Below are 18475 nucleotides of genomic sequence, written 5' to 3' on the forward strand. Positions count from 1 at the left end.
ATGTGGCATCTGATGGTCGATTTCGGTATCGGTTCACCATTGCATTTCGTTGCCTCCCGCGAGGCGGCCGTAACCTTCGCGCGGGAGGCCATCCAAGGGGGTTGGGCCCGGGCCGTCGCGGTCGATGATCGGGTGGACCAAAGCTATCCGGAGATGCCGTGCCAATGCCTGTTTTCTCTACCGAGTGTGAATACGGCGGGCATGTTCTAGACAAACGCGGTGCTGCCCCGAATTGCCTCACCGGGGCAGCATTTCGGCTGTGTTGTCAATGCGAGCGTCGGCGGTGCTCGGCCAGACTGTCCAGCCCGAAATCCGAACGCGGGTTGCGCCAGACCGAGTGTGCGTGGTTGGCATTGCGTTGGGTGTTGTCGTATTCGATGAGCAGGTCCGGGCCCTGGATGCGGTAGTAATGCGGTTCTCCGGCCTGGAGGCTGCCTGCCCAGCCGAAATGGATCTCGTCGAGTACGTCGTCGATTGCATAGTGCGCGGCGTGGGTATCGGCGAGCGCGCTCGGTGCGCGACCGCTGTACAGCGCGATCAGGTTTCGCAGAATGTGGCGCTGTTCGGGATCGAGGTCGCGCGCGGACAGGCCCGTGGGTGAAACGGAGATGGCCATGGCCGCGTGGTCGGCTTCGGTGTATCCGCTGCCTTCTTCCGCGCGCCGGTCGACATCGTCGACCAGATCCCGCAGCGCCGGGTCGGAGAACCGGCCGCGCCACAAATCCTGCATATGCATCATCGTGTCGCCGTCTGCGATGGTCGGCCGGTTCCCGGAGACGATGTCGGAGATCGCGCTTTTGTGCAATAGCGCCACGTGGTAGCGGTCGGAGTCCAGCGACCGTGCCAATTGCCGCGCGGCCTCTTCTGGTCCGCCCAGCGGCCGTAGCGCCGAACCGAGCAATGCGGTACTGGCTGGATCGGCTCCGATGAAGCACGGCGTCGTCGAGACGAGGCGGCCACCGACGATGAGATTGTTCAGCGAGATGTGGTGGCCCCCGAAGCGCCATGCCCAGACCGGGTCGCCCGGTCGGCCGAACAATCTGACCCAGTAGAGGCCAGGATCCCGGCCTCGTTCCCGTCCCCAGCGGACGTGCCATCCTTCGACCTGATCGAGGACATTCTCCAGGCCCATCACCATGGCGACCGTGGCATATCCGGCCTCCGACAGGCCCGACGCGACCAGTTGCATCGCCAAGCCCTGCTGGCGTGCGGTCTGGTCGCGCAGGGCGAGTCCACCGTGGTCGGTCGGGGTGTAGAACCAACGAAGTCGTTCGGCCTCCGCGTCCGGAGCCAAAGGGGAGGCGAACTGCGCCTGAACTCGCTGTTCGCCGGCGAGGGTCGACAGCCACGCGGTCGCACGGTCGGCCATGTCGGCGGCGATCAGCTCGCGCACGCAGATGTCGGTGACGTCATTCGACGACATCGAGCATCACCTTGATGGCGTTGTCTCGTCGTTCTGCATAGGTGTCGAAAGCCTCGGCGATGTTCTCGAGCGGGAAATGATGTGTCACCAGGTCAGCGGTGTGCAGTCGGCCGTGGGATGCCAGCGACAGGGCCCTGGCTACCGAGCCGGCGCCTTCGCCGCGGACGGTGTGGATCGATATTCCATTCATGACAGCGTGGTTGAGGTCAGCCGATACCGGCTGTTCGAAGAACCCGGCCAAAACGACCTTGCCGGAGCGCTTGGCCATGTGGATCGCGTCGTCGACCGCGCTCGCAGCGCCCGAGCATTCGACTACGACATCGGCGCCGCGGCCACCGGTGACATCCCGGACCGCGGCGACGGCATCTTCGTCGCGGACGTTGAACAGATGATCGGCCCCGAACTGCTTACCGATTTCCAGCCGATCAGGGCGGGTACCGGCGAGCGTCACAAGATCCGCCCCTAGTTGCCGGGCTACCTGCACTGCCAACAACCCGATGGGGCCGGGACCGATCACCGCGACAGTGGCGCCGACCAGCAGCGAATCGAGCACGTCGTAAGCGTGCATCACGGTGCCCGCCGTGGTCAGCATGACCGCCGAGTCGAAGTCGATGGCATCGGGCAGCCGATACAGCGTCGAGACGTGGTTGACGACATATTCGGCGAAGCCGCCGTTGACCGTCATGCCCAGGGTGCGATGGCCCTTGGCAGGGTTGCCGTAGTTCAAGCAGTCCGTATAGGAGCCGGACAGACAGTTGACGCAGCGCATGCAACCCCGATGTGCCTCCGTGACAACACGATCGCCGACGGCGAATTCGTCGACGGCACTGCCGACCGCTGCCACGACGCCGGCGTATTCGTGGCCGGGAACGAATGTGCCCGGCGCGGGTCCCGCGCCACCGAAGAAGCGTCGGCTGCGGACCTTGAGGTCGGTGCCGCACAACGACGCTCGGTGCACCCGTACGAGAACGTCTTCCGGCCCCGGCCGGGGCACCGGCAAAGTTGTGGTCCCGATAATTCCCGGCTCGCCGATTACGGCCGCGAGCATCGTATCCGGAATGGACACAACACCGCCTTTCGTTTGGCTATTGATGAATTATCAGGAGGCTACGTGAAGGAAAACACTATTTCCAAGTGCTGTTTCAGGTCGATCGCGGAGATTTTCTCGCGGTCAATGTGCTGACCAGCGTGTATAAGTCTTCCCTATAGGGGGCCTAAATTATTCCTATTAGGTGCTTTCATTCTTGTGATGTACGGTTTCGAACATATGTGAATACCGGATTCATGGAAAAGTCTGGATAGTCATTCGGGGCCTGCGGTCGAGGAGTCAACGTTGAAACTTGGGATTGGCGGCAGAACAGCACTGGTTCTGGGCGGAGGCGGCGGCCTCGGAGGTGCGATCGCGGAAAGACTCGCGGCCGAGGGTGCCAACGCGGTCGTCGCGGATATCCATCCCGCAGCCGCCGAAGCGCGCCGCGACGCGATCGTTGCCGCCGGTGGCCGGGCCATCGCGCTTGGCTGGGATATCGCTGACCTCGATGTCATCGAAGACAATGCCGCCGCGATCGAGCAGAGCTTCGGTCCGGTCGACATCTTGGTGAACAACACCGGTGGGCCCGCGCCCGCACCGGTCCTCGGCCAGCCCCCTGTGCTGTGGCTCGACAATTTCCGTTCCATGGTGCTGTCGGTGATCGCGATCAGTGACCGACTCGTCCCCGGAATGCAGGCCCGGGGGTGGGGGCGCGTCATCACCAGCACCAGCTCAGGGGTCCTGGCCCCGATTCCCAACCTCGGCATGTCCAACAGCCTTCGTGCCACATTGGTCGGTTGGTCCAAGACGCTGGCCCGTGAGGTGGCCGCGGACGGGGTCACCTGCAACGTCGTCGTGCCGGGACGCATCGGCACCCAGCGCGTCGAGCGTCTCGACCAGATCAAGGCCGAGGCGCAAGGCAGAACCGTCGAACAGATCGCCGCCGACAGTGCGGCCACCATCCCGATCGGCCGCTACGGCGACCCGTATGAGTACGCGTCGACCGTGGCGTTCCTGGCGAGCGACACAGCGTCCTACATCACCGGTTCGGTGGTGCGCGTCGATGGCGGGCTCATTCCCAGTCTCTGATCCCGAAAACACTACAGCCACAAGGACTTCAGCCATGGCCCTGCTCACTCGCGAGGCAAAGGGCGTCTTCGCCATTTCGCCCACACCCTTCAACGAGGATGGCGCGGTGGACTTCGACTCATTACGCCGACTCGTCGATTTCTACGAATCCGTCAGTGTCACCGGGATTACCCTGCTCGGCCAGATGGGCGAGGCACCGAAACTGTCCCACGACGAAGCAACACGAATCGTGAGCCAAGTGCTGCAGTGGACCCGGCTGCCGGTGGTCGTCGGAGTGTCCGCCCCCGGTTACGCGGCAATGCGCGAACTCACCTCCGATGTCATGGCGGCCGGGGCAGCGGGTGTCATGGTCGCACCGCCCAACACATTGCGTACCGACGACCAGATCGTCGGTTATTACGAGGGTGTCGCGGCCGCGCTCGGCGGCTCGGTCCCCCTTGTCTTGCAGGATTACCCGTTGTCGTTCTCGGTTGTCATGAGTCCCAAGGTCGTCGCACGCATCGCCCGCGCCGTCCCCAGCTGTGTCATGTTGAAGCATGAGGACTGGCCCGGGCTGGAGAAGATCACCGCATTGCGCGACTTCGAAGCCGCCGGTGAAATGCCCCGTCTTTCGATTCTGTGCGGTAACGGTGGTCTCTTCCTCGATTTCGAGGTCGAGCGCGGGGCCGACGGCGCCATGACCGGATATTGTTTTCCGGAAATGTTGGTCGATGTGATCGGTCATGGCGCTGCGGGCCGCCTCGATGAAGCCCATGACATCTTCGACGCACACCTGCCGCTGTTGCGGTACGAACAACAACCGGGTATCGGACTGGCCGTACGCAAGTACGTCATGAAGCGGCGCGGACTGCTCGCCTCCGATGCGCAACGCGCGCCACGCGGCATGCTGTCGAGCCGAGCGCGGTCCGAAATAGACTATCTGCTCGCCCGCCTCGGTCACCGGGACAGCCGACTGAAACTGGTTGAATGATTTTCAGGTACGTTTGCAATGGCGGTAGACAGCGGTAATTTCGACTGATGCGACTGCGTCAACTCGAGTATTTTCTCGCCGTCTGGGAAAGCGGGTCTTTCAGCGCCGCCGCCGCACGGCTATATGTCTCGCAGCCGTCACTGTCCCAGCAGATACGTTTGCTGGAGAAAGAACTAGGCGCGGTATTGCTCGAACGCGGGCGGCACGGTCTTGCCCTCACTCCCGCGGGTCGCGTATTCCTGCCCCAGGCCCAGCGTGTGCTGCGGGCTACCGAGGAAGCAGCGGAAGCGGTCCAGCAGGTGGTCGAGGGGCGAAGCGGTGACGTGCACGTGCTCACCGTGCGGTCGGTCGCCTCCGGAATACTGCCCCCGAGCGCGGTACGGTGGCACGCGCTGTTTCCGACCGCTGTCCTTCGGGTGCACGACTTCTCACATCGCCGTGCCCTCGAGGACGCCGTTCGCAGCGGACAGGGTGATATCGCGGTCGGCCCGCGGCCCGACCCGTGGGACGGACCGGTCGTATCACTCGGTTACGAGGAGATGGTGCTGGTCGGACCGGCGAGACGAGACGCGGGTTCCTCGGTGGGACCGGAGGAACTCGCCGCGGCCGATTGGATCCTTTACGAGCCCGAGCAGGGCATGAGTGAAATCGCAGACCGGATAGCCACCAGCCTCGGATTCACCCCTCGTGCCGTGGCTCGTACCGGGCAGGTGACCGCAGCCCTGCTGTTCGCGATGGAAGGCCTCGGTGTAGCCCTTGTGCCCAACAATGTCGTGCCCGGCGGCTGGATACAGCACACCAGACGGATCGGCCCCGGGGCCTACCGCGAGATCGTCGCCTACAGCCGCAGCGCGCCGACCCAACTGGCACAACGCTATCGAGACCTACTCGTCACCCTCGAGCTTCCGCTCACAGGCGCGGGGGACCTTCCGGCAGGGGCGCTGCGCTGTTAGCGCCCCCAGCCCAGTCAATTGGAGGTACGTAGGGTGGTGCTTTCGGCCCCTTGGTGGGCGAGGATGAGACGGCCTCGGATCGCGAGGTCGAGCTTGGGGCGGACCATGTCGAGTGGAGCCGCGAAGCCATAGGCGGACAGGTCGATCCGCGCGGTCGTCGCGGCGGCGATGTCGACATCACGAAACGTGAGTTCGACGCCTTCGTCGTCATGGGTCAACCCGGTGAGCCGGTACCTTCCCGGTCGACAAGCGAACCGACGACTCCGGTCACAGCTCACGCGCGCAGTCGGTATCGCGCCATCATGCATTCGTCCTCGTGGTCGATGAGGTGGCAATGCCAGACGTAGCCCTGCATCATCATGTGGTCGCCGGTGTGGAACATCGCGTCGGGATCGAAGCCCAGCTCGTCGGCGGTGGGGAAGGTGATCGATACTCGCGTGACCATGCCGGCCGGGCAGGTGACGGTATCTTTGGCGCCGGTTTCCCACGGATGCGGCGGTTCGGGGGCGCCGTTGAGGAATCGGTCCGGCTCTGGCGCCCAGAACGTGCCTATCGGAGGCGCCGGATTCGCCGCGAGATATCCGAGGGCATCGAGTGGTTGACGATCGAGGATGCGCATGTGAACCAGGTGCAGGTGCATGGGATGGGAGTCGGCGGAGACGTTGACGAATTCCCAGATTTCGGTGCTGCCCTGCCGTGGTTCGGGTATCGGATCGTCGTGGTAGCACAGGTTGTTCATGACGTTGGTGAACGGTGGCCACGTCGTCACCGGCCGCTGGCTGAGGGTAACGATGCGGCGCCGGTTCGCGGTGCGCACGGGTGGCAGAGCGGGGGACTGTTTCCGCCCGCCTCGCAGTGTGACCGGCGGTGCGGCGGTGAAGCCTGTGGTTCCGATACCGATGAACCGCATAAGACTGCTGATGGTCTGGGCGCCAATGATTTCGGCTTCGCCCCGTGGATACTCGTAAGTGTTCATCAACTCGACGGTGTCGCCTGCGCCGAGACCGGTGAAGTCGGCGACGATGTCGAGCCGTTCGCCGGGCGCGATCGCTGCTTCGTCGATGTACGCGGGTTCATCGAGCAGACCGCTGTCATTGCCGATGACCCAGAACCGGGTCCGGTTGGAGAACGAGACCCGATACTCGCGATAGTTGGAGGCGTTCAGTACCCGGAACCGGTACATGCCGCGCGCCACCGACAAACGGGGATGGACCACACCGTTGACTGTGATCAGGTCGCCGAACATGCCGCCTTCCCAGCGGCCCTCTTGAATCCAGCGCACGGTCTTGAAGCGCAGTGAGCCGTCCTCGTTGAAACGGCGGTCGGCGATCGCCAGCGGTATTTCGAACTCGCCGCTGGGCAGTCCGAGGGTGTTGGCGGCGGTCCCGGTGTCGTACTCGTCGCGCAGCAGATAGAAGGCGGCCAGGCCTGCTACCACGTTCAGGCGGGTGATGCCCATTGCGTGGTCGTGGTACCAGAGAGTGGCGGCGTCTTGGCGATTGTGGTGGCGGTAGATTTTCGTTTCGCCGGGGCGGAAGGTGTCTTCGGGGTGACCGTCCATGTCCGGCGGGGTGACCGCACCATGCAGGTGCACCGCGACGCGGGGGGCGCCGCGGTCCTGGTCGGTGGTTCCGTCCAGCGCGGTGTCGACCTCGCTTGCGAACAGATGTGCGCCGAGGGTATTGGTGAAGGTCAGCTCGATCGCCTCGCCGACCTGCGCTTCGACAGTAGGTCCGAGGTAGGGGGCATTGCCGTACGACCAGGTCGGGGCGACACCGAGATCGCGGTGAAAGCGGTGGGTGCTGGCGCCGACAGTCAGGGTCTGGTTTCCGCGCACGACAGCTGGGACGGGCAACTCGTCGACGAACGGCTCTACCCTGGGTGAGGGCGGCGCGTCGACGTCGACTGTTGGTTCCGGTTGCGGGACAAGAGGATCCGCCCCTGAGCCCGCTGCGCGGGTCGCCATCCATCCGCCGGCCGCCGCTGCGGCTGTCGCGGCCAAAAAACGTCGACGTCCCAGGTGGTAGCGCTGGCTGGTCACGAAGTCTCCTCGGTGCGGTGGTGAGCGGCACGGTTGGGCGCCGCGGGACCGGCGACGAGAAACGCGGGCCGGACGAACCGCGACCGGGCGGCGCGGGGAATGAGCACGCAGGGCGAGCTGGCTTCTCGAACTCGAGCCACGCCGGGGCCCCGGGACTGTGCGCTGACCATAATAAGGGTCACAGTGTGACCGTTATCATGGTCGGTGTCAAACCGGGTGCACCCCGGACGTTCGGGGAAGAAGGGGCCGCTGGTCTGAGCTGCGACGGCGCGGACATGGTGCATGCGAGGTGCGGGAGTATGCCGCGGCGGACCTCGAGTGCAGAATTGGGGACCGAATCCGTTGCCTTATCGGATTCGGTCCCCATCTCCGTTGTCTACGGACTCATGGCCGTCGAATATTTCACGTGACGGGTTCGGACCGGGGAGTTGTGAGGGGTACCGGATTTGCCGTCGATGAAGGTGTGGATGACATGGTGGCCGCTGAACTCGCTACGGTTTCTTTCGCTGATTCGTCGACTTCTTTTGCGGTATCGGGCGGCGGGGTTGCCTTGGTCTTCTTGCGTGCCCACCGGCGCATGATCGGCTTGTCCACCAGGTGGTAGAGCGCGGCGGCCAGTGGTAGCTGAATGACGAATGTCAATGCGGTGATGAACAGATAGCCGTGGAAACCCCAGCTGTGCCCGGCGATGAGGTGGCGCTGCAGGAACAGCTGGACGGGATATCCCACCATGTAGAACGCGAAAGATACGTCGCCCAACCACACTCCGAGCCTGCTGCTGTAAATCCCTTTGATGCCGCGGAGATCGCGCACCGCATAGGTCGCGATGAGTGCGGCGAGGGGCAGCATCATCACTATGGAGGTCTTGAACGCCATCGGCACGTAATAGGTCAGGGCGTAGGCCCCGGCGCAGGCGACCAGCGGCCAGGCGAGGTTGGTGTTGCGCCACATTCCCGATTTCACCAGGCGGCAGAACAAGACGCCGACAAAGAATTCCAGCAGGCGGGTGGGCGGGAATTGGTAGGACAGCCATGCGCTGGTCGGCATCGTAAATGTTCCTGAACTACCGCCCGACCCGGGCATGTCGGGGGACATGGGCATACCAGGGGGCGCGGACATGGCGGCCGAATAGTCATAGCCCGACCAGGTTATATCCGGCGATTTCTGCAGGGGTGGATACATCGACGCCATGCTCGAAAGGTCGAAGGCGGGATAGGCGAAGTAGATTACCAGGTGTATCGCCAGCAGGATTCCGGAGAGGATTCCGATGGTCCACCAGATCGCTCGCCCGCGGATTCGGTTGACGAGTGGCACCAGGAATGGGAAGAGGAAGTAGAACAGCATTTCGGAGCAGAGGCTCCACGACGGACTGTTCAATTCCGCACTGGTGCCCCAATCCTGCGACCAGGTATGGATCAGCAGGAAGTTCGGGATCTGACCGGCCAGTTCGGCGAGTGGGAAACCGAGCAGGACCACTACGATGAGGGCAGTGATCAGATGCGACGGAAAGATTTTGAATACCCGTCGCCGAAGAAATGCGCGGATGGTGTCCTTGGCGCTGTCGTACGACCAGTCGATGATGAATCCCGACAACAGGAAGAAGAATGCGACGCCGGTTGCGCCGAGTTGCAGCGGGATGACGTCCGACAGCTTTTTCGAGGCGTCCGAGGCCGAGAACGGATATATTTGGACCAGGAATCCCGAGTGCAAGAGAAATACCGCGAAGGCGGCAATAAATCTCAACCCGGTAAGGGAAGGTAGCGCGGGTAAACGGCCTTTCGTGGAAGCTATTTCCACAGCGGGTGCAGACATGGAAAGGTAACCACCTCTCGGGCGGGAATGAAGTCGGTGAAATGTGGTGACACGTCGATTCGCCGTTGAGTGAAGTCCGGCTCGGTGTCCGTTCCCAGCCTAAGTCAAACTTGCATACCTCGGCAAGTTTGCACAACCTGGCAGAATTCTAAGAATCTGCTCCGGGTTGGTTCAGCGCAGGTCGCAGGCGCTCGAACGCCTCGCGCAGCAGTTCCTCGAAGTCGCGCCCGGATCCCTTGTCCGCCAACGCTACTGCGGCTTCGACCGCCGCCTCCGAAGCCGCGACAACGAGCATCGGATACAGATCGGTGGCGGCGTCGGTGCCGGTTCGCCGCGCGACGACCTGCGCCAGCCGCTGCTTATCATCCATGCGGGCGAGGGTGTACCTGGCCATCATGGCGGGCGTCGATTCGACGGTCCGAATCATGGCGGTGACTCCATCGATGCCACCGGGTACCGCTTCGAACATTTCGAGAGTGACGGCCAGCAGCGCGTCCCACACACCCTCCTGGGCGGGCCGGGTGGCCAGTGCCGAGACCATGTCGTCGAAGCTGCTGCGGACAGCGTGCTCGACGGCTGCTTCCTTGCTCGTGAAGTAGTTGTGAAAGGTGCGGACCGAGACGTCGGCGGCTTCGGCGATAGCGTCGATCGTGACCTTGTCCAGGCCGATCTCGTTGGTCAGTGCCGCGGCGGCCTGGGCGATCGCGGTGCGGGTGGCCGCCTTCTTCCGTTCCCGCAACCCCGGTCGTGTACTCATTTCTCCCAGCTTAAGGCCGTTGCCAGGCGCTCGGATGCACGGTGCGCGATCCCGCGTGGCGAGTTCTGTCCAACACAGTTGTACTGCATATGTGGTACTGCCAATAGCCTGCATGTGCACGATGACGACTACGGATCCGCTCGGCGACGATCGACGTCGTGGCTGAATTCCTCTACCGACTGGGTCGGTTCTGCTTCGAGAAGCGGCGTATGGTCGTGCTGCTCTGGGTGGGTTTGCTGGCCGCGCTGGTGTTCGGCGCGGCAAGAGCACCCGAGGCGGCCGAGCGAGATGTCGATGCCCGGCACGGAATCGCAGCAGGCGTTCGACCTGCTCGATCAGCGCTTCCCCGGGGGCAAATCCGACGCCGCCGACGCACGCATCGTTTTCGTGGCGCCGCAGGGTCAGCAGATCACTGCCGCCGGGAACCAGGCCGCGGTCGAGAAGGTTGTGGCCGATGTCGCGCATGGTCCTCAGGTAGCCAACGTGCTCAACCCCTTCCAAGTACGTGCGATCAGTAAGGACGGTACGACCGCTTACGCCACTGTCACCTACGACGCCGGGAGCGCGAACATCACCGACGCGACGAAAGCGGCCTTGGAGGACGCGGTCGAGCAGGGTCGGGCGACCGGGCTCACCGTCGAGTTCGGCGGCACCGTCCTGCAGGCGACACCCGAGGCGGGTGCGACCGAGCTGATCGGCGTCGCCATTGCCGCGGTCGTGCTGCTCATCACCTTCGGATCCCTTGCGGCGGCAGGGCTTCCGCTGGTCACAGCGCTGATTGGAATCGGCGTCGGGGTGGCCGCCATCGGGGCGATCGGTTTGTCGTCGACGACCTCGATTCTCGCCATGATGCTCGGGCTCGCGGTCGGCATCGACTACGCGCTATTCGTCGTCTCGCGGTATCTGGCCGAACGAAAGGCCGGACGAACTGCCGGGGAGGCCGCCGGGCATGCTGTGGGCACGGCGGGTTCGGCGGTCATTTTCGCCGGCCTGACCGTCGTCGTCGCACTGGCGGGACTGTCGGTGGTCGGCCTGCCCGCGCTGACCACCATGGGTTTGGCCGCGGCGGGCACTGTGCTGGTTGCGGTCGTGATCGCGTTGACATTGCTGCCCGCGCTGCTCGGGTTCTTCCCGAACGCCGTTCTGCCGCGCCGACTCCGCGAGGGCGATCGCGCGCCGGACGAGGCCCGAAACACCGAGGACAGCATGGGAACTCGCTGGGCGAGGTTTGTTGTGCGCCGACCGATCCCGGTCCTGTTGCTCGCGGTGATCGGTCTCGGGGTTGTGGCCATTCCGGTCAAGGATCTGGCGCTCGGCATGCCGAGTGATGCGTCGCAGCCGACCTCGACCACGCAGCGCCGTGCTTATGACGCGCTCGCCGCGGGTTTCGGTGCCGGCGCCAACGGGCCCCTCACCATCGTGGTGGACGCGCAGGGCGCGCCCGATCCGAAAGCCGTTGTGGCACAAGCTGAAAAGGTGATCTCTGCGACCGAAGGTGTTGTGTCGGTAACCGCTGGGATGTTCAATCAGGCCGGTGACACCGCCGTGATCACCGCGGTGCCGCAGGCCGGACCGACCGCCGCCGAGACCAAGGACCTCGTACAAACCCTGCGCGACGAAGCGGGTGAACTGCGCACGGCAACCGGGGCGAAAATGCTGGTCACCGGAACGACCGCGCTGAATATCGACATGTCGCAGACGCTGTCCGATGCGTTGGTGCCTTATCTGGCGGTGGTGGTCGGATTGGCGATTCTGTTGCTGATGGTCGTCTTCCGGTCCGTGCTGGTTCCGCTCAAGGCGGCCTTGGGCTTCCTGCTGTCGATATGCGCATCACTGGGCGTGATCGTCGCAGTGTTCCAATGGGGTTGGCTCGCCGACCTGCTCGGGGTCCAGCAGACCGGACCTGTCATGAGCATGATGCCGATCTTCCTCATCGGCGTGGTGTTCGGCCTTGCCATGGACTACGAGGTCTTCCTCGTGACCAGAATGCGCGAGGCATATGTGCACGGCGAGTCGGCGACCGAGTCGATCGTTACCGGATTCCGGCACAGCGCAAGGGTTGTCGTCGCCGCGGCGACCATCATGATCGCCGTCTTCTCGGGCTTCGTCGGGGTGAGTGAGTCGATGATCAAGATGATGGGTGTCGGCCTCGCCGCTGCGGTCGTCTTCGACGCGTTCATCGTGCGGATGACCATCGTCCCGGCCGTGCTGGCACTGCTCGGCGACAAGGCGTGGTGGCTGCCGCGTCGGCTGCAGCAGATCTTGCCGAACGTGGATGTCGAGGGCGAGCGCTTACGTCATCTCGATGTGCCCGAATTGGCCCCCACCCGCGTTTGAGCTGCCCGGCGAGCGGTAGGCCACTGCCGGGTGGCCTACCGCGTTCGCCTGGTTCAGTGGATTACCTTCGACACGACAAGAGAGCCGATCTCGCGAGACCGAGGGAAGTTGATGCAGCGCAATTTCCGCATCGTCGACGTGGCGCTCGCCAGTGCGTTGTTCGGGTTTACCCTCTTCGCGAGCACGCTGGACGCCGAGAGCGGCCCTCCGGAGATCGTCCGGCCCGTGTCTGCGGCCGCCGCCGCGTTCGCCGCCGTCGCGGTTATCGCCTTGCTGTGGCACCGCGGCTACCCGCGCAGTGTGCTGGCGGTGACGACAGTCTGCGGTGTCGTTATGGGCGCAATGGGATCCGGAGTCTCGGGAATGCTGGTGGGACCTGCCCTGGTCGCAGCGCATTCCGTCGGTTCGCGACAGGATCGCCGCTGGATCCAGCCATATCTGCTGGCATCCGGCGTCGTGCTGATGGCTGCGGCAATCGTGCTGAGTCCCGAATCGCTTTTCACCCCCGGCAAGATCAGCCTCTTCGCCGGATTCATGTTGGCCGGCGCGTTCGCCGACGCGACACGGAGCCGACACAACTATCTCGCTGCCATGCAGGCGAGAGCGGAACTGGCCGAACGCACCCGCGAGGAGGAGGCACGCCACCGTGTCGCCGAAGAGCGAGTCCGCATCGCCCGGGAGTTGCACGATATCGTCGCCCATCATATGGCACTAGCCCACGCCCAGGCATCCACCGCCGCCTACCTGCTGCGCACCAAACCCGAACAGGCACAACAGATGCTGGATCAGCTGGCCGACATCACCTCCTCGGCACTGCGAGAACTCAAAGCGACAGTCGGGTTGCTGCGCCGGGCGAACGATCCGGAAACCCTTCTGGAACCGACCCCGGGATTGTCCCGTCTCCCGGAACTGCTGGCCTCCTTCGAGCCCCTGGGACTTCAGATTTCGATATCGGTGACGGGGGAGCCGGAGCCGCTGTCACCCGGGGTCGACTTGACGGCCTACCGCATTGTGCAGGAGGCGCTCACCAACGTCACAAAACATGCCGGGACAGCCTCGGCGTCGGTCCGTCTGGACTACTCCCGGTCGCTGCTGACGATCAGCATTTCCGACAACGGTCACGGCTCCGAGAAGGCGGGCGAGCCCGGCTACGGTCTGATCGGCATGAACGAACGGGCCATCTCCGTCGGCGGTGAACTTTCCGCCGGATTCCGACCAGGCGGCGGCTTCGAAGTATCCACGAAACTACCCCTGGAACCGCGTACCGACGGCCACGACGAGAAGGACACCGAGCAGCGATGACCATCCGCGTCGTGATCGTCGACGATCAAGCCCTGCTGGTCGGAACCTTCCGGATGCTGATCGACTCCACCGACGACATGGAGGTGGTCGGCGTCGCGGGAACCGGCAGACAGGCCCTGGAAGTCGTACGAGCCACGAAACCCGATGTCGCACTGATGGATATCCGCATGCCCGAACTCGACGGACTCGCCGCCACCCAGGAGATCTGCCGCGACGAGTCCCTGGCCACGCGCATCCTCATCCTCACCACCTTCGAACTCGACGAGTACGTCGCGCGAGCCCTGCGCGCCGGTGCCGGCGGCTTCCTCGGCAAAGATGTCGGACCGCAGGAACTGCTCAGCGCCATCCGCACGATCGCCGCCGGAGACACCCTGCTCTCCCCAACTGCTACGAGGGCTCTCATCGCCCGTTTCCTCGCGTACCCGGCACCGCAAACCGCACCCGCCGAATCTCTCGAGGTGCTCACCGCGCGCGAACGCGAGGTCGTCGTGCATGTGGCGCACGGATTGTCCAACGAGGAGATCGCCGAGCGAATGTATGTGAGCCCGTTGACTATTCGCACCCACGTTCAGCGTGCCATGACGAAACTCGGCGCTCGGCATCGCGCACAACTCGTGGTCATCGCATTCCAGACAGGTCTGGTAGGCGTCGAGCCACGGGGCTGAGGTCTGATCGCCTCGTACCTGAGGTGGAGAGCGCCGCATAATATTGACGAAATCGTCATCAACGGTCGGTCTGTGGATCCAGGGAGGAGCGTGTGCCGATGACCTCGGCGTCCAGTGGTCTATCCCAGTGGGTGCGCGATCTCGCCCCGGCGGATCCGGCGGCACTGGACCGCTCGGTGCTGCCGCCGGAGAAGGTCGCGGAGTTCGCCGCCCGGGTAGGTACCGGTGCTGCCGGGTATGCCGTTGAGCTCGGTCAGGCGATGGCGGCACATATCCTCGCCGAGATTCCCGAGCTGGATGTGGACGGAATCGTGCAGATGGTGCGCGGCGGCTGCGAAGCGGTGGCGTTGGAAGCCGTCGGGGTGATCGCAGGCGTCAAGGACTTCACGGTCGAGGCTGCCCCTGGCGTCTTGCTCGGCCCCGCCGAGGTGGTGAGTCGCGGGATCGGCATCGAACATATGCTGCGCAGCATTCAGGTGGGCCATTCGACGGTTGTCGAGTACGTACTCGACGCCGCCGAACGACTCGTGCCCGCCGCGCAGCGGTTCGCGGAAATGCGGCGTATCACCGCACTGTCGTTCGGCATCGCCGATCGGCTCACGAGCGAGATGGCCCAGGCATATGGCAATGCCCATGAGGCGTGGGTGGCGAGTTCGGCCGCGGCGCGGATGGAGGTGATCCAGCAGATTCTGCGCGGTGACGCGGTACCGCTCGATCGGGCGGTGCGCTTGCTGGGCTATGACCTGACCAGGCAGCATCTCGCCGTGGTCGGTTGGTCCGACGAGCAGGTAACCGTTGGTACAACGCGGCTCGAAGACATGGTCGCAGGCCTGCTGGAATCCGCGGGATGCTCGTCGACGCTGGTGATACCGGTTGGCGGTCGCCGTGTGTGGGCGTGGGGTGCGAGCGTTCGCCGACCGCCTGCCATACCCCTTCCTGTACAGCGGCAGGCGGACGGTGTCCGCGTGGCGGTCGGCTTGTCCGGTGCGGGCATTCGTGGCTTCGTCACCAGCCATGAACAGGCATTGGAGGTCGCCCACGTGGGCATGCTGGGCTCCGGCGAGCGCTGGTTGTTCGATTACGGCGAGCTCGATCTGGTGGCGATGCTCGGTGGCCGCTTGGACAGGGCCCGCGAGTTCGTGCTGCGTGAGCTGGGTGCGCTGGCGGAGCGGGGGGAGGCCACGGCTGTTCTTCGCGCGACGCTCAAGTGCTATCTCGATGTCGAACGCAGCCTCAGCGCGGCTGCGGAAAGGCTGCACGTAGCACGGAACACCGTCGCCTACCGTGTGCAGCGTGCCGAGCAATTGCGAGGTCGCAAGATCGGCGTTCGGCGCATGCAGTTGCAAGCCGCGCTCGCGCTGGCCGAGGAGCTGGGTTCGGTGGTTCTCGACGATCAGTGACCGGTTGCCACGCTGACTGCGGCTTCTCCTCTCATATGGGTTCGGGTCCAAAGTGCCAGCGGGTGTTTGCATGGCAGTCCAAGCGCCTCAGGGGCGCCCCGGGGTTGGCTGATGGGGTCGACCGAGAGGACAAGACACCATGACTCATGAGGCCACCCCGAATTCCACCAACCCGGCCGCACCCGACCTACTGGCGCACTGGGTGGTCAAGACCGCCCGAAGCAAAGAGATGATCGCTTGGTACGGCGCGGTTTTCGGAGCCCGCGTCGTGCATGAGGACAAGCAGATCGCATTCCTGGTCTGGGACCACGAAAGCCACCGCCTCGCGCTGATCAAAGTGCCGCGGGTGCTGCGCTACCTGTTTCCGCTGGCGCGTTTCCGCCGCAAGATCTATGGAGTCGACCATCTGGCACTCACTTTCGGCTCCCTGGAACGTCTCCTGGTGAATTACGAACGCTTGAAGAAGATCGGGATCCGCCCGGTCTGGTCCATCAACCACGGACCGACCACCTCGCTGTATTACGAAGACCCCGACGGCATTCGACTGGAGTTCCAGACCGAGAACTTCGCCACGGCCGCCGCCACAGCCGACTACCTGGCCGGTAGTGCCTTCGCCGCCAACCCGGTCGGCGTCGAATTCGACCCCGACTACCTCCTGGAGCGACTGCGTTCCGGCGACGACCCCTCGACGCTGCTCGAACAGGGGGCAGGCACCCGTCCCGGTACGACATCGCGCAGCAACAAGAGCACCCTTACATGGAAGACGTTGTAGTCACGACGCTCTGGTGCTCCTGCTACGCATCGAGGCCGAGCGCGGCCGAGCCGAGTACGTCGGAACATCCGGGCTCGCACCTCAGTTCGCGACCGGTGTATAGCGGCGAGGGCTCTTACGGTGCGACGCCTTCCTCGGCGGTGGAGATCGCTGAGCCGCTGACCGTCCGCTCCAGCTCCGCCGCGGCGAAGGTGGCGTCCGCAGTGGTGCGCCAGACCACGTGCCCGTCGGGCCGGACCAGCACGGCGCCGTGTTCGCCGACCTCGAACAGGTCGAGCACCTGCTGTCGGTCCGAGGCGATCGCGGCGTCCAGACCCACCACTATGACGGGCATCGTGGGTGGGACGGCGGTACGCCAGGCCTGCGGGTCGGGTGTGAACAGCGTGTAGTCACGCAGGTCGAGCAGATCGTGCGTGGACACGGCGTCGCCGGCACCGGCCAGCCACGCGTGCGGTACGCGGGCACCGGGCCATGTCGTCGGCACGTAGTCCACCACGCCGTCGTCGTTCATCGGCTGCGGCGTCGGCTCGGTCCGGATGAGTGCCCCCGAATAGGCGTAGCCGAATTCGAGTCCGGTGGAGGCGAAATGCTGTAACTGGTCCGGTATTCGGGATCCGACCGTGGCGCGTCGGTCGCGCGCCGCGGTGCTGTCTCCCAGCAGTTTCGCGGTCGGCCGCATCGCCAGGTTCATCATGGCGTCAGCGATGCGCTCCACGATCCCCGCCGAGCGGCGATCGACGGCAGGATGGGCGAAAGCGCGGGTTACCCGGGTGAGAGCGCGGTTGCCCGGGGCCAGCCCAGCCATGACCTCGTCGAGCCGGAAGTGGTTGTCGACGCTTTGTTCGGCGAACCGTTCCACGACAGGTCGCCGTTCCGGCTCGTAGCTGTCCAGTAGCGCGATCGGCGCGCGATCTTCGAGAATGGCGGCGAGTTTCCAGGCAAGATTGTGCGCGTCCTGCACGCCGCTGTTGAGACCGAAACCGCCGGTGTGCGGAAACCGGTGGGCGGCGTCACCTGCGAGGATCACGTTGGCACGGGTGAAGGTCTCGGCGGTTTGGCTGGTCATCGTCCAGGTGCCGGTGGAATGCATTTGGAAGGGGACGTCGTGTCCGATCACTCGCGGTAGCGTCCGGGCCCAGAACGCGCGGCCGTCACGAGCGATCTCCTGGTGGTCGCTCAGGAACGGGGTCATGAGCACGTAGTCGTCGTCGGCGTGTGCTATCAGCACCCCGCACAGCGCGGGGGAGTAGATCCAGCTCAGCAGTGGGCGGATGCCGTCGGTGAACAGTTCGGCGTTGAAGAAGACGCTGCCCATGTTGGCCAGCACCGGCCCGCGCATCGCGATACCCGAAGCCGCACGCACCGCACTGTTGGCGCCGTCGGTGCCGACCACGAATCGCGAGGAAATCTCGGTCGTGCCGCCGCGCGGACCGGCCACATGCGCCGTGGTATGCGATGGCGTCATCGTCACGTCGCGAACTTCGACGCCGCGACGGAAGTCGACATGTGGATCGGCTTCGATGGCATTCCAGAGCACCGGCATGAGCTGGTGTTGGCCGATGTGCGAGATGAGGTACCGGCTGTGGCTCTGCACGCGTTCCACCTGCTCGCGGAAGGCCAGCAGGTCGATGTCACCGAGTGGGGCGGCGTTCAGTTCACTGAACCAGCGGATCACACTGACCTTCTCGGCCGGTGGCGCCAGCGCGCTGATCTGCTTGGCCAGCTCCGGGGAGGCGTGGTGCCAGATTTCCTGGGACCGGGCATTGATGACATGCGCGGCCGGATGGTTCAACGGGTCGGTCCGGCGTTCCAGGACGGTGCTGGCGATGCCGTAGCGCGACAGCAGCAGCGCCAGACTGCATCCGGTCGCGCCGGCGCCGACGATGGTTACCTCGGACACGGCAGCGCCTCGAGGTTGGCCGGT

The 18475-nt window shown here is 64.5% G+C and carries 16 protein-coding genes; 9 read left to right on the forward strand and 7 right to left on the reverse strand.

Annotated elements, in window-relative coordinates:
* Nucleotides 1-12: 12 nt before the first annotated feature.
* Nucleotides 13-210, forward strand: a complete 198-nt coding sequence (locus tag ON44_RS43750) for a hypothetical protein (protein ID WP_157187629.1) — start codon at nt 13-15, stop codon at nt 208-210.
* A gap of 55 nt (nt 211-265) precedes the next feature.
* Here ON44_RS43750 and ON44_RS43755 read toward each other — a convergent pair whose 3' ends face one another.
* Complete coding sequence (locus ON44_RS43755; RefSeq protein ID WP_040701131.1) at nt 266-1423, reverse strand: DUF3500 domain-containing protein; 1158 nt, start codon at nt 1421-1423, stop codon at nt 266-268.
* On the reverse strand, nt 1410-2489 hold the full coding sequence (locus ON44_RS43760; RefSeq protein WP_083898543.1) for a zinc-dependent alcohol dehydrogenase: 1080 nt from the start codon (nt 2487-2489) through the stop codon (nt 1410-1412). Before ON44_RS43760 ends, ON44_RS43755 begins: the two co-directional genes overlap by 14 nt.
* 267 nt (nt 2490-2756) lie before the next feature.
* Between ON44_RS43760 and ON44_RS43765 the strand changes: the two genes are divergently transcribed.
* Genes ON44_RS43765 through ON44_RS43775 form a run of 3 tightly spaced genes read left to right on the forward strand, consistent with a single transcriptional unit; the run spans nt 2757 to nt 5465 of the window.
* On the forward strand, nt 2757-3542 hold the full coding sequence (locus ON44_RS43765) for an SDR family oxidoreductase (protein ID WP_040701135.1): 786 nt from the start codon (nt 2757-2759) through the stop codon (nt 3540-3542).
* Nucleotides 3543-3576: 34 nt separating this feature from the next.
* Nucleotides 3577-4512 carry a dihydrodipicolinate synthase family protein gene (locus ON44_RS43770; protein WP_040701137.1) on the forward strand — a complete coding sequence of 312 codons (936 nt, stop codon included), beginning with the start codon at nt 3577-3579 and terminating at the stop codon, nt 4510-4512.
* Between the two features lie 47 nt (nt 4513-4559).
* Nucleotides 4560-5465: a LysR family transcriptional regulator gene (locus ON44_RS43775; RefSeq protein WP_040701138.1), complete on the forward strand. Its 906-nt coding sequence runs from the start codon at nt 4560-4562 to the stop codon at nt 5463-5465.
* A 14-nt stretch (nt 5466-5479) separates the two neighbouring features.
* Here the strand turns inward: ON44_RS43775 and ON44_RS43780 are convergent, their stop codons facing one another.
* The 4 genes from ON44_RS43780 to ON44_RS43795 all read right to left on the reverse strand — a co-directional run bounded on the left by ON44_RS43780 (nt 5480) and on the right by ON44_RS43795 (nt 10075).
* Nucleotides 5480-5683: a hypothetical protein gene (locus ON44_RS43780; RefSeq protein WP_040701142.1), complete on the reverse strand. Its 204-nt coding sequence runs from the start codon at nt 5681-5683 to the stop codon at nt 5480-5482.
* Nucleotides 5684-5739: 56 nt separating this feature from the next.
* A complete protein-coding gene (locus tag ON44_RS43785) occupies nt 5740-7506 on the reverse strand; it encodes a multicopper oxidase family protein (RefSeq protein ID WP_157187630.1) in 1767 nt (588 codons plus the stop codon).
* Between the two features lie 402 nt (nt 7507-7908).
* Nucleotides 7909-9249 (reverse strand): acyltransferase family protein, encoded by a 1341-nt coding sequence (locus ON44_RS43790; RefSeq protein WP_157187631.1) that lies wholly within the window; start codon nt 9247-9249, stop codon nt 7909-7911.
* 217 nt (nt 9250-9466) lie between these two features.
* On the reverse strand, nt 9467-10075 hold the full coding sequence (locus ON44_RS43795) for a TetR/AcrR family transcriptional regulator (RefSeq protein WP_040701144.1): 609 nt from the start codon (nt 10073-10075) through the stop codon (nt 9467-9469).
* Nucleotides 10076-10369: 294 nt separating this feature from the next.
* Here ON44_RS43795 and ON44_RS43800 point away from each other — a divergent pair, with 294 nt between their 5' ends.
* The 5 genes from ON44_RS43800 (at nt 10370) to ON44_RS43820 (ending at nt 16551) form a co-directional block, all read left to right on the forward strand.
* On the forward strand, nt 10370-12412 hold the full coding sequence (locus tag ON44_RS43800; protein ID WP_245567558.1) for an MMPL family transporter: 2043 nt from the start codon (nt 10370-10372) through the stop codon (nt 12410-12412).
* 111 nt (nt 12413-12523) lie between these two features.
* Entirely contained in the window at nt 12524-13714 is a 1191-nt protein-coding gene (locus ON44_RS43805) for a sensor histidine kinase (RefSeq protein WP_051183355.1), read from the forward strand.
* Nucleotides 13711-14379 (forward strand): response regulator, encoded by a 669-nt coding sequence (locus tag ON44_RS43810; protein WP_040701146.1) that lies wholly within the window; start codon nt 13711-13713, stop codon nt 14377-14379. Before ON44_RS43805 ends, ON44_RS43810 begins: the two co-directional genes overlap by 4 nt.
* 98 nt (nt 14380-14477) lie before the next feature.
* Nucleotides 14478-15779, forward strand: a complete 1302-nt coding sequence (locus ON44_RS43815) for a PucR family transcriptional regulator (protein WP_040701148.1) — start codon at nt 14478-14480, stop codon at nt 15777-15779.
* A 139-nt stretch (nt 15780-15918) separates the two neighbouring features.
* Entirely contained in the window at nt 15919-16551 is a 633-nt protein-coding gene (locus ON44_RS43820; protein WP_040701150.1) for a VOC family protein, read from the forward strand.
* Nucleotides 16552-16666: 115 nt separating this feature from the next.
* On the opposite strand, the gene ON44_RS43825 is transcribed toward ON44_RS43820, so the two are convergent.
* Complete coding sequence (locus ON44_RS43825) at nt 16667-18451, reverse strand: FAD-dependent monooxygenase (RefSeq protein ID WP_051183356.1); 1785 nt, start codon at nt 18449-18451, stop codon at nt 16667-16669.
* Between the last annotated feature and the right edge of the window lie 24 nt (nt 18452-18475).

The organism is Nocardia vinacea NBRC 16497 (assembly GCF_000308835.1).
Classification (GTDB): domain Bacteria; phylum Actinomycetota; class Actinomycetes; order Mycobacteriales; family Mycobacteriaceae; genus Nocardia; species Nocardia vinacea.